The organism is Saccharopolyspora sp. 6M (assembly GCF_020176775.1).
GTDB classification, from domain to species: domain Bacteria; phylum Actinomycetota; class Actinomycetes; order Mycobacteriales; family Pseudonocardiaceae; genus Saccharopolyspora_C; species Saccharopolyspora_C gregorii.
The window spans coordinates 1-11150 of sequence record NZ_JAIUJZ010000048.1 but is presented as its reverse complement, the minus strand read 5'-3'; the positions used below and the strand labels follow the sequence as shown (position 1 = coordinate 11150).

Annotated in this window: 8 protein-coding genes; 5 read left to right on the top strand and 3 right to left on the bottom strand. The window is 74.8% G+C overall.

What is annotated here, in order from left to right; genetic code table 11:
* Positions 1 to 147 precede the first annotated feature (147 nt).
* A complete protein-coding gene (locus LCD31_RS08305; RefSeq protein WP_224957071.1) occupies positions 148 to 1629 on the top strand; it encodes a hypothetical protein in 1482 nt (493 codons plus the stop codon).
* Between the two features lie 116 nt (positions 1630 to 1745).
* The gene (locus LCD31_RS08300; RefSeq protein ID WP_224957070.1) at positions 1746 to 2507 is read left to right on the top strand and encodes a BTAD domain-containing putative transcriptional regulator; all 762 of its coding nucleotides are present in this window, start codon (positions 1746 to 1748) and stop codon (positions 2505 to 2507) included.
* 304 nt (positions 2508 to 2811) lie between these two features.
* On the opposite strand, the gene LCD31_RS08295 is transcribed toward LCD31_RS08300, so the two are convergent.
* Complete coding sequence (locus LCD31_RS08295) at positions 2812 to 4449, bottom strand: phosphoenolpyruvate--protein phosphotransferase (RefSeq protein ID WP_224957067.1); 1638 nt, start codon at positions 4447 to 4449, stop codon at positions 2812 to 2814.
* A 772-nt stretch (positions 4450 to 5221) separates the two neighbouring features.
* Here LCD31_RS08295 and LCD31_RS08290 point away from each other — a divergent pair.
* Entirely contained in the window at positions 5222 to 7318 is a 2097-nt protein-coding gene (locus LCD31_RS08290; RefSeq protein ID WP_224957065.1) for a DUF2339 domain-containing protein, read from the top strand.
* Between the two features lie 682 nt (positions 7319 to 8000).
* Here LCD31_RS08290 and LCD31_RS08285 read toward each other — a convergent pair.
* Positions 8001 to 8324, bottom strand: a complete 324-nt coding sequence (locus LCD31_RS08285) for a glutaredoxin domain-containing protein (protein WP_224957062.1) — start codon at positions 8322 to 8324, stop codon at positions 8001 to 8003.
* A 347-nt stretch (positions 8325 to 8671) separates the two neighbouring features.
* Between LCD31_RS08285 and LCD31_RS08280 the strand changes: the two genes are divergently transcribed.
* Both LCD31_RS08280 and LCD31_RS08275 read left to right on the top strand, forming a co-directional pair.
* Positions 8672 to 9400 (top strand): TetR/AcrR family transcriptional regulator, encoded by a 729-nt coding sequence (locus tag LCD31_RS08280; RefSeq protein WP_224957060.1) that lies wholly within the window; start codon positions 8672 to 8674, stop codon positions 9398 to 9400.
* Positions 9401 to 9536: 136 nt separating this feature from the next.
* Complete coding sequence (locus tag LCD31_RS08275; protein ID WP_224957058.1) at positions 9537 to 10040, top strand: DUF4232 domain-containing protein; 504 nt, start codon at positions 9537 to 9539, stop codon at positions 10038 to 10040.
* 330 nt (positions 10041 to 10370) lie between these two features.
* On the opposite strand, the gene LCD31_RS08270 is transcribed toward LCD31_RS08275, so the two are convergent.
* On the bottom strand, positions 10371 to 10790 hold the full coding sequence (locus LCD31_RS08270; RefSeq protein WP_308011295.1) for a CAP domain-containing protein: 420 nt from the start codon (positions 10788 to 10790) through the stop codon (positions 10371 to 10373).
* Positions 10791 to 11150: the final 360 nt, after the last annotated feature.

The following is an 11150-nucleotide window of genomic DNA, read 5'->3' as shown; positions in this document are numbered from 1 at the left end:
CGGGGGGCGGGGGGCCCCCCCGGGGGGGGGCCGCGGGGGGGGGCGGGGGGACTCACCCCCCGGGGTCGAAAACCCGGAACGCCCCCGGCCCGGCGGGGGGGGGGGGGGGGGCCCCCCCCCCCCGGCCGGTTTTCCTGGAGGGGAACCATGTCAGAAACCACCCAGGTCGGGCCGGGCGCACCCGCCGAGCCCGCCTCGTCCACCCCGCGGAGCCGACGCCGCACCGGCTCGCCCCCGGTGCCAGCGCAGGCCACCCACCGGGACGCGCCACCACCCGAGCCCGAGGCCCCGGAAGCCGCCGCCACCGCCGAGGTGGACGAGCACGCCGTGCCGCAGCTCGCGGCGGGGGTCTCGCTGTGCGGCCGGTACGAAGGCGCCGGGTACACCGATCCGCGTTTCCTCATCGCCCGCGCCGACGGCCAGATGGTGCTGGTGTCGGAGCTGCTCTACGGGGTGACCACGCACATCGACGGCCGTCGCGACCTCCGGGAGATCGCCGCGCGGGTCAGCGCCGCCGCGGGCCGGGAGATCTCGCCGCTCGGCATCGGCTACCTGGTCGCCGAGAAGCTGCACGCCCTGGGCGTGGCGGCGCTGGACGAGCCGGTGGCGAACGCGCCGCGCGCCGACCCGCTGCTGGCGCTGGCGCTGCGCGGGGTGCTGCTGCCCGCGAAGGTGGTGCGGCCGCTGGCCGCGGTGCTCGCGCCGCTGTTCCAGCCGATCCTGGTGGTGGCGGTGCTGGCCGGGATGCTCGTGGCCGACGTGGTGCTGGTCGCCTCCGGCGCGTTGGACCCGGCGTTCCACTCGGCGGTCGGCGACCCGGTGCAGGTGCTGGCGCTGATCGTGCTGCTGATCAGCTCCACGCTGTTCCACGAGACCGGGCACGCCGCGGCCTGCCACTACGGCGGCGGCAAGCCGGGCGCGATCGGCGTCGGCATCCTGCTGATCTTCCCGGCGTTCTACACGAACGTCACCGACGCCTACCGGCTGAACCGGGCGGGCCGGTTGCGCACCGACCTGGGCGGGCTGTACTTCAACGCGATCTACATCCTGGCGGTGGCCGCGCTGTTCTGGGCGACGCACTTCCCACCGCTGGCGGTGTTCATCGTGCTCAGCCACATGCAGATGCTGCAGCAGCTGCTGCCGCTGATCCGGATGGACGGCTACTACATCCTCGGCGACCTGGTGGGCGTGCCGAACCTGTTCGGACTGGTGCGGCCGATGGTGCGCAAGGCGCTGGGCAAGCAGCAGCCGGGCGAGTCCGCCGGGGAGGCGCTGCGGCCGCGGGTGCGGCTGCTGGTCACCTGCTGGGTCGCGGTCGTGGTGCCGGTGCTGTTCCTGGCGGTGGCGCTGCTGTTCGTGCGGGTGCCGCGGTACCTGGGCACGGCGCTGGAGCGCGGGCAGGACTACTGGCTCAGCGGGGCCGCGGGCTTCGCGAACGGGCACGTGCTGGCCGGGGTGCTGGCGGTGCTGTCGATGTTCGTGCTGCTGCTGCCGTGGATCGGCGGCATCGCGTTCGTCATCCGCACCGGGCGCAAGATCGGTGCCTGGTACCGCAAGAAGCACCCGCGCTACGTGCCGCGGCACCGGGCGCCGGCGACCCGCAACCGGCTCGGCCTGCGCATCTCGTGAGCAGCCGGAACGTCACCCCGGGTAGTCGTGTAACGGCGCGCCGTCACCGCCACGACGCCACCGGTGACGGGTCATGCCTGCGTGTGGCCCGTCTTGGCCGGAACAAGGGGGGAACCATGAGCGAGGGACCTGCGCGCCCGATCCCGCTCCCGAGACCGCAAGCCGCGCCGCGGCTGCAGCTGACCCTGCTGGGCGGGTGGTCGCTGCACTGCGACGGCGCGGGAGTGGCCGTTTCCAGCAACGGGCAGCGCCTGCTGGCGCTGCTGGCGCTGCGCGGGCGGACGCAGCGCGACCTCGTGGCGGGCACGCTGTGGCCGGGCAACGACGACCAGAGCGCGCTGGCGAGTCTGCGGACCACGCTGTGGCGGGTGCGCAGGCGGGTGCAGGGGGCGATCGTCGGCGGGGGGCCGGAGATCGGGCTGGGGGAGCAGGTGTCGGTGGACGTGCACGAGCTGACGTCCACGGGGCAGCGGCTGCTGCGGCAGGAACCGGTGGCCGACTGGGCGGCGATCGGCCACACCCTCGCCCGGCAGGACCAGCTGCTGCCCGGTTGGTACGAGGACTGGGTGCTGGCCGAGCGGGAGCGCCTGCAGCAGTTGCAGGTGCACGCGCTGGAGATCGCCGCGGAGCGGCTGGTGCAGTCGAGCCAGCTGGCGACCGCGCTGGAAGTGGCGCAGGCGGCGACCGTCGTCGAACCGTTCCGCGAGACCGCGCACTGCGCGGTGGTCGAAGTGCTGCTCAAGCAGTCGAACCCGGCGCAGGCCCTGCGCCACTACCGGCGGTACGAGCAGCTGCTGGACCGGGAGCTGGGCATCGAACCGTCGCGGCGGCTGCGGGAGCTGGTGCGCCCGGTGCTCGGCGACCACGTGCGGGCCTGACGGGGGTGGACCCGGACGCCCGCGGGTGTCCGTGGGCGACGGGCTCCGCTGGGGATGGAGCTCGCCGCCCGCCGCGCCGGGGGGGGGGCCCGCCGCGGCCCGCACCGGCGGCCGGGGGGGGGGGGGGGGGGGGGGGGGGGCCCCCCCGCCCGCCCCCCCCCGCGCCCCCCCCGCCCCCCCGCCCGCCCCCGCCCCCCCCCCCCCCCCCCCCCCCCCCCCCCCCCCCCCCGGCCCCCCCCCCCCCCGCCGGGGCCCCCGGTGACCGGGGGTGGGGTGCCGCTGCGCACCCCACCCCGGCGACGCGTCACTGCAGGGTGGCGAAGGCGGCTTCGCGGGCGCGGGCCGCGTTCGGGGCGTTCTTCGCCTCCTCCGCGGCCTTCTGGTACGCCACCAGCGGATGTGCGGCGAGGGCGGAGCCGACGGCGGGCACCGCGGCGGCCCCCATCGACAGGCTGCTGACGCCGAGCCCGGCGAGCACGCCCGCCAGCAGCGGGTCCGACGCGGCCTCGCCGCAGACGCCGACGGGCTTGCCGAGCCGGTGCCCGGCCTGCCCGATCAGCGCGACCAGCCGCAGCAGCGCCGGTTGCCACGGGTCGTTGAGCCCGGCGAGCGCGCCGGACATGCGGTCGGCGGCGAACACGTACTGCGCGAGGTCGTTGGTGCCGACGCTGACGAAGTCGACGGCGTCGAGCACTTCGTCGGCGGTGAGCGCGGCGGCCGGGACCTCGATCATCACCCCGGCCCGGCCGAGGCCCGCGGCGCGCACCCGGTCGGCGAACCAGGCGGCCTCGTCGGCGGTGGCGACCATCGGCGCCATCACCGAGACCTTCGCGCCGGAGTCCTGCTCGGCCCCGGCGATGGCCTCCAGCTGCCGGTCCAGCACGCCGGGCCGCTCGAAGCAGACCCGCAGCCCGCGGACGCCGAGCGCCGGGTTCGGCTCGGTGCCCATGTCCAGGAAGGACAGCGGTTTGTCGGCGCCCGCGTCGAGGGTGCGCACGACGACCGGCCTGCCCTCGAACGGGGACAGCACTTCGGCGTAGGCGGCGCGCTGGGTGCGCACGTCGGGTTCCTCGTCGGCGCCGAGGTAGCAGAACTCGGTGCGGAACAGGCCGACGCCCTGCGCCCCGGCCTCCACCGCGAGCCGCGCGTCGACGGCGGACCCGACGTTGGCGACGATGGACACGGCGTGCCCGTCGGCGGTGCCGCCGGCGCCGTTCCAGTCCACGCCCCGCCCGCGCTCGGCGGCCCGGGTGCGCACCGGTTCGCCGGACGTCTCGACGCTGCCGGTGGCGCCGCCGACGAGCACGCCGACGACGGGCGCCGCGGCGAGGATGCCGCGGGCCGCGACGACGGCGGGGATGCCGAGCGCGCGGGCCAGGATCGCGGTGTGGCTGGTGGGGCCGCCCTCCTCGGTGACCAGCGCGAGCACCAGCCGCGGATCGAGGTCGGCGGTGTCGGCCGGCGCGAGGTCGCGGGCGAGCAGCACGCTCGGCCGGTCCAGGTCGGGCACGCCCGGCGGGGTGGCGCCGAGCAGTTCGGCGATGACGCGGTCCCGCACGTCGTGGATGTCCCGGACGCGTTCGGCGAGGTAGCCGCCCGCGTTGCGCAGCGCGTCGGCGAAGCCGTTGGCGGCTTCGTGCACGGCGCGCGGCGCGGGGAGCGCGTTGTTGGTGACCAGTTGTTCGGCTTGGGACAGCAGCGCCGGGTCCAGCGCCATGGCGGCGGTGGTCTCCAGCACGGCCTTGGCTTCGCCCCCGACGACTCCGGCACGTTCGAACAGCCGGTTCGCGACGGCTTCGGCGGCCGGGCGGATCCGGCGCGCTTCGGCCGCGGCGTCGGCGGGCGCCGGGGTCGCGGCCGGTTCGGGGAGGGCTTCGGCGACCCTGGCGACCGGGCCGGATGCTCGGCCGGAGCTGACTCCGACACCAGTGAACAGCGACATGGTCTAGACCATACCCTTCTCTTGCGGCCTCTCCTCGATCGTAGGCAGGGCTCATCCGATCGGCCCGGAAATGCACCGCCGGAACGGGCACGCCAGGTGATTCGGTGACCCAGTACGTACCCGTACGGAGCAGCGGTTCAGCTGACCGATGAGTAACCGATGAGTAGCCGTACGGATCCCGCCGGACCCCTTCGGCCGACAGAGTGTGCTCATGGCAACACAGCGCACAGCACGCACGATCGCAGGCCCCGCTTCCGACCTCGGCGACCTCGCCGATCCGATCGACCGGATCGCCGTGATGTTCACCGAGCTGGGGACCGAACTCGGCGTGCTCGGGGAGCAGCTTCGCGGTCCGGCCGCGCAGCGCGCAACGGCATCTGGGGAAACCACGACGAACACCGAAGGTGACACCGTGATCACTGGGGAACGCTCCGCACCGACCGGCGGCATCCTCGCCGCGCCACCCGACCGACCGACACCCGGCGGCAGCAGACGTGCCCGACCGGGCGCACCCGACCGGATCCCGCTCCCGACGGCGACGATCCGCACCGGGACCGCACCGATCCCCGGCGAGCCCGTCGACACCAGCTTCGCCGAACCGACGCAGACCCCGGCCGCGCCCGCGGCGGGGGCTGCCCCGTCTTCGGGGGCCGGTCGTGGCGAGCCGGGAGAGTCCGACTCCTGCGGAACTTCCGGCGAGCCCGGCTCGTCCGGTGGAACCCTCCCTTCCCACGAATCCGAGCCTTCCCACGAATCCGAGCCTCCCCACTACTTGGAGCCTTCCCGCGACTTCGGGACACCTCGCGAGCCCGACCCCGCCCTCGGTTCCGGTGCGTCCCAGGAGCCCGGTTCTCCTCGCGACCCCGATCCCTCCCTGGGTTCCGGCGCGGCGCGCGAGCCCCGTTCTCCCAGCGAGCCCCGTTCTCCCAGCGAATCCCGTTCTCCCGGCGAATCCCGTTCTCCCCGCGACTTCGCTCCTTCCCGCGATCTCGGCTCCTCGCACGACTCCGGCACGCCCAGCGACCCCGGCAGCCACGACGGTTCCAGCACCGTCGAGCCCGGCGCGGCGCGGAACTCCGCCGGACCCGCCACCTCCCAGCCCCCGGCCGGACCGGCCGCGCACTTCGTCCCGCCGCAGCCAGACGGACTGCTGACGTGGCTCAACCGCCCGGTCGGCGGCGGCTACCCGCAGCACCCGGCGACCGTTCCGCCCCCGCACCACCACGCACCGCTGCACCCGGCCTCGCACCCGTTCACCGGCACCGCGCCACCGCCCCCGCCGCGACCGACGCCGCTGGACCGGATGGCGAACTGGACCGCTCGGCAGGGCACCCGGCTGCTCGCCTGGGCCGGGGCCGCGATCACGCTGCTCGGCGTCGTGCTGCTCATGGTCATGGCCGTGCAGCACGGCTGGATCGGACCGGTCGGCCGGACCGCGGGCGGCGCCGCCCGGGGCGCGGTGCTGCTCGGGTGCGCGTTCCAGGTGCGGCGGCGCTCGACCGCGGCCGCCGGGGCGTTCGCGCTGGCCGCCACCGGCATCGCCGTGTTCTACCTGGACGTGCTGGCCGCGACCGCGCTCTACGAGTTCCTGCCCGCGCCGGCCGGGCTCGCCGCCGCCCTGGTGCTCGCGCTGCTCGGGTTGTGGCTGGCCGACCGCTGGCTCTCGCAGGCCCTCGCGGTCGGCGTGGTGCTGGGCTGCGCGCTGTGCGCGCCGCTGCTGTTCGGCCCGGTGCCGGCGGAACCCGCCTCCACCGCGCTGCTCACCGGGTTCCTCGTCGTGCTCAAGGTCGCCGCGATGCCGGTGCAGGTGCGCCGGTCCTGGCGCGGGCTCACCGCCGCCTCCGCGGTCCCGGCGGTGCTGGCCGCGGTCGTCGCCGACGGCCACGCGCTGCTCGCGGGCGACCCGTGGCCCGCGACGGCGGCCGCGCTGGCGGTGGCCTGCGCGGGAGTCGCGCTCGCCGTGGTCACCGCGCGCCACCGCCCGCGCGACCCGCTCGCGATCGCGCTGCTCGTCGCCGCCGGGGCCCCGACCCTGCTCGTCGCACCGCTGCTGGACCGCTGGTCCGCGCTGGGGGTGCTGGTGTTCGTCGCCGCGGCGCAGGGCGCGGTGTGGGCCGGTGGCCTGGCGAGCGCGGTGCCCCGGGTGCTCGGCACCGTCGCGGGCGGGATGGCCGCGCTGACCGCGTTCCAGGCGACGCTGCTGGTCGCCGGTGGTTCCGGCCGGTCGCTGGGGCTGCTCGCGGAGGCGGTGCTGCTGGCGCTGCTCGCGCACCGGTTGCGCGGCAGGGGACTGCTGCTGGGCGCCGCGCTGTTCGGCACCGCCGGAACGCTGCTCGCGCTGGTCGCCGAGGTGCCGCCGACGTCGTTCCTGCTCTTCCCCGCCGGGCCCTTCGCGGCCGGTTCGACCTCGGCAGTGCTCTCCGGTGTGGTCGCGTTCCTGCTGATCGGCGCCGCCGCCGCGAGCATCACCTGGTCCGCGGTCCGGTTGGGCGTGCTGGCGGCGAGCCCGCGCGCGGTGCTGCCCGCGGCCCTCGGCGTGCTCTACGGCGGGAGCGGCGCGGTGCTGGCGCTGAGCCTCCTGGTGGTGCCCGGCCCGGCCGGGTTCCTCGCCGGGCACGCCCTGATCACCGTCTCCTGGCTGGCGACCGCGCTGCTGGCGCTGCTGCGCGGGATCCGCTCGGTGTCCGCGCGCGTGACCGGGTTCGTGCTGGTCGGGGCCGCGCTGGCGAAGCTGCTGCTGTTCGACCTGGCGGCGCTGTCCGGGTTGGTGCGGGTGCTGGCGTTCCTCGCGGCCGGGCTCCTGCTGCTGGCCGGGGGCACCCGCTACGCGCGGCTGGTCGGGGAGCGCGAGGAGCGGGCCACCGCGTGATCGCGGGTCGGCGCGGGCGCGGCGACAGGTCGGTGTGTCGACATGTCGCCGCGTCGACACGCCCGGTCGTGCCTCGGGTCGACGTGTCGACATGTCGGCGGGGCGACTCGGCGGGAGCGACTCGGCGGGGCGGAGACCGCTCGGAGCGGACTTCGCGTCCGGCAGGTGCCGCGACGGCGGAGCTAGGCCGCGGCGGAGCCGAGGTCGAACGGTCGGGTGGGGCCAAGGCCGCGCCGGGTCGAGAAACAGCGGCTGGACCAAGACGGGCGCTGATCAAAACGGCCGTCGAAGACGGGCCCTGCGGGTCGGGACGGGGCCGGGTCGGGACGGGACGGGGCCGGGTCGAGACGGGGCCGGGTCGAGACGGCGCCGGGTCGAGATGACGCCGAGTCAAGACGTCGATGAGTCGAGACGGCGACATGTCGACAAATCGGCATGAGGCCCGGCGACTCCCGGATCACGTCCCCCGCGCAGCGTTCGCCGCAACTCCAACCACCGAACTCCGGAACGTTCCCACCCTTTCGGGGGTAGTTCTCGACCAAGTGGCATCCGCGCGACGCGGCCGCGCGTCAGACTGGATGAGTTGCTGCTCGCCGGTATCGCGCCACCGGCGATCGCAACCCCCAGGCGCCGGCCGTGACGCCCCCCGTGCGGCCGGCCCCTGGTCCCACTCCCGGGGAGCTCAGCGATCCCGCTTCAGGCCCAGGGCGTTCAAGGTGCCTTCGACGGGACCGGGCTTGTGGTCCGGCAGCAGCTCGGGGGCGTGCTCGCGCACCGCGTCCAGCACCTGCCCCGCCGACGGGTTCACCGCCGTCCAGTCGCCCAGCACGACCGTCGGCACCGTCTCGTTGCCGTCGGCGATCGAGCGGACCACCGCGGCCGCGTCCTGCTCCTGCCAGATGTCGACGTCCCGGTACTCCAGGCCCTGGCGCCGCAGGCCAGCCCGCAGCGACGTGCAGAACGGGCAACCCGGCCTGGTGTAGACGATCAGCTCCGCGGCGCCCATCGGCCGCACCTCCCTGCTTCCGGGCCGGAGCCCGTTGCCGTGATGTTCTCGTGCGCGCAGTGGTCCCCGCGTCCCCGGCTTCCGACGCGACCGCGTCCACCGGGAACGGCGTTCCCGAGCCCGGCGCTCCGGTTCCCGGGTGGCCCGGGCCCGCTCCCACGGTCGGGCGATCACCGACGAGTGATCCACTGGCCTCCACCGCGCAACGCCACCGCCGCTCGGCTTATTCCTGATCACCGAAACGGGCGTTCCACCGGTCCGGCCGCTACGACCCGTTACGGTGCCCGTGACGTCCCGATCCGCGCCGCAGCGCCAGCACCAGCGGCAGCACTCGATGGAGCGACCGCATGACGAGCCAGGGCACCCGGCGCGAACGCATCCGTGCGGCCACCGATCTGGAGATCCTCGAACACGCGCGCGCCCTGCTCATCGCGCAGGGGCGGGACGCGGTGACGTTGCGCGCCATCGCCCGCGAGCTCGGCATCACCGCGCCCGCGCTGTACCGCTACTACGACTCGCGGGAAGACCTGCTGCGCAGGCTCGGCGACGACGTCTGCACCGACCTGGTCGACGAGCTCAACGAACGGCTGGAGCAGGTGGACCCGGCTGATTTCCGCGGCAAGCTCAACGCGGTCTGCCACGGGTTCCGCCGCTGGGCGCTCGCCCACCCGAAGGAGTTCGCGCTGGTGTTCGCCACGCGGTCCGACGAGACCGGCGAACCGGGTGCGTCGGCGCGCGGCGACGGCTCGGACGACCGGTTCGCCGGGGTGTTCATGAGCGTCATCGGGCCGCTCATGGTCGAAGCGACCACGCTCGTGCGGCACGACGCCGCGCCCGCCGACCTGCAGGCCGAGCTCGCCGCCAACCAGCGGGCCCTCGCGCACGCCTTCGCCGAGGACGTCCCCGAGAGCGCCTACGACACCGATGCGGTGTTCGTGCTGCTGCGCTGGTGGGTGCGGTTGTACGGGCACGTGGCGCTGGAGGTGTTCGGGCGGTTCCCGTTCGCGCTGGTCAACTCGGACCGCTTGTACGAGTCGCAGCTCGACGAGCTGGCCGCGGAGATCGGCATCGCCTGATCCGGGCGAGAACGCTCCGCGGCGCGATCCGGTTGCCCGCCGGTCCGGGATCTCACTCCTGCCCGGCCGGGGGCATCCTCGGCCGGTGCCGCGCGTCTTGTGGTCGAGGAACACGACGACCGCCAGGAGGCACCACATGCTCAGCACCGCGAAGTTCCGCCGCGTCGCCACCGCCACCGCGCTCAGCGCCCTGGTCGGCGGAGGTGCGCTGCTCACCGCGGGCGCGGCAGCCGCCGCGGACGCCCCCGAGTACCCCTGGTGCACGCCGGGTGACCTGGACGTCTCGGTGGCGGAGGGCCACGCGCCGGACGACGGGCGGCTGTTCGCTATCACCTTCGCGGCGAAGCCCGGGGTGTCCTGCGAGGTCGAGGGCGCGCCGTCGTCCCTGATCTTCTTCGACGGAGAGGCGCAGCAGCCCGTCGAGGTGATCAGCCCCGAGCCGGGTTCCGCGCAGCGGTACACGATCGACGAGCAGCACCCCGGCGTCGCCTACGTGGCCACCCCGCCGGAGTCCTCCGACCCGATCCCGGTATCGACGGCCCAGCTCACCCTGCCGCAGGGCGGCGGGATCGGCGTCGACTGGCCGAGCGCGATCGACGGCCCCCTCCACGTCGGCGACATCGGCCCGGCGGTGAGCTGACGAGGGCCCTCGCAGCCGCGGGCCGCCGGAGCACGAACCACCCGCGGGTTCTCGACGGGATCCGTGCGAGCACGGCGCCGTCGCCCGTGGCGCGGCCACCGGTGAACGTTCCCGCAGCGGGACGGCCAACCGGGGTTCCGCCAGGCTCGGCGCGAGGCGGGTTCGGCAGCGGGGTGCGCGGCCGGGGGACCGGGAGAGGGGAACGGTTCCCCGGCCGCGCGTGTGACACCCCTGCTTCCCGGTCCCCACCGGGTTTCTCCGCGATTCGGACCGAGGCCGCATTCTTCGGGGTGGTGCGGATCGGGGTCCGAATCGGACAGGATCGTCGGCTCAGTAGCCGAAGTCCTGGGTCCAGGTCGAGCCGCCGTCGTCGATGCCGACGCCGATGCTCTTGAGCGAGCAGTTCAGGATGTTGCGCTTGTGCCCGTCGGACTTCATCCAGGCGTCCATGACCTGTTCGGCGCTGCGCTGCCCCTGGGCGATGTTCTCGGCGCCGGCGGACGGGTGACCGGCCTTCTTGATCCGCTGGTCGAAGGTGACGCCTTCCGGCGTGGTGTGCGAGAAGTAGCCGCGGGTGGCCATGTCGGAGCTGTGCCCGGTGGCGGCTTCGGCGAGCCGCTGGTCTGCGGTGACCGGCCCGCAACCGGCGTTCGCCCGCTGTTCGTTCACCAGCTCGACGACGCGCTGCTGCTGCCCGGTGTCGGCGGCGAACGCTTGAGCCGGAACCGCGATCCCGGCCCCGAGCGCCACTGCCGCGAGACCCGAAGCGATTACGGAACGTTGCGAATTGGTCCATGCCATGGGGCCGAAAGCTACCCAAGGCGAGTGAGATTGTTCCGTTATATGTGCGCCAAGGCACAGATCAAGACACTATCCGTGCTCAAAGTCGTTCCGATCTTTTCACCCATATGGGCGTAGATCAATTCCTCTCATTCACCACGCAACAGTGTCGGATCGAACAGGAACCGGAAGAATCCGGGTACCGCACGACAGCGGCCCCCCCCCCCCCCCGGGGCGGGGGGGCCCCCGGGGGGGGGGTGCGCGCGGGGGGCGGGGGGGGGGCGGGGGCGGGGGGGGGGGCCCGGGGGGCCGCGCCCGCGCCGAGGGCCG

Coding starts and splice junctions, on each gene's coding strand:
- LCD31_RS08285 (WP_224957062.1), bottom strand. CDS start 8,324: ATGGGCGCCGCGGAGCTGATCGTCTACACCAGGCCGGGTTGCCCGTTC.
- LCD31_RS08275 (WP_224957058.1), top strand. CDS start 9,537: ATGCTCAGCACCGCGAAGTTCCGCCGCGTCGCCACCGCCACCGCGCTC.
- LCD31_RS08280 (WP_224957060.1), top strand. CDS start 8,672: ATGACGAGCCAGGGCACCCGGCGCGAACGCATCCGTGCGGCCACCGAT.
- LCD31_RS08300 (WP_224957070.1), top strand. CDS start 1,746: ATGAGCGAGGGACCTGCGCGCCCGATCCCGCTCCCGAGACCGCAAGCC.
- LCD31_RS08295 (WP_224957067.1), bottom strand. CDS start 4,449: ATGTCGCTGTTCACTGGTGTCGGAGTCAGCTCCGGCCGAGCATCCGGC.
- LCD31_RS08305 (WP_224957071.1), top strand. CDS start 148: ATGTCAGAAACCACCCAGGTCGGGCCGGGCGCACCCGCCGAGCCCGCC.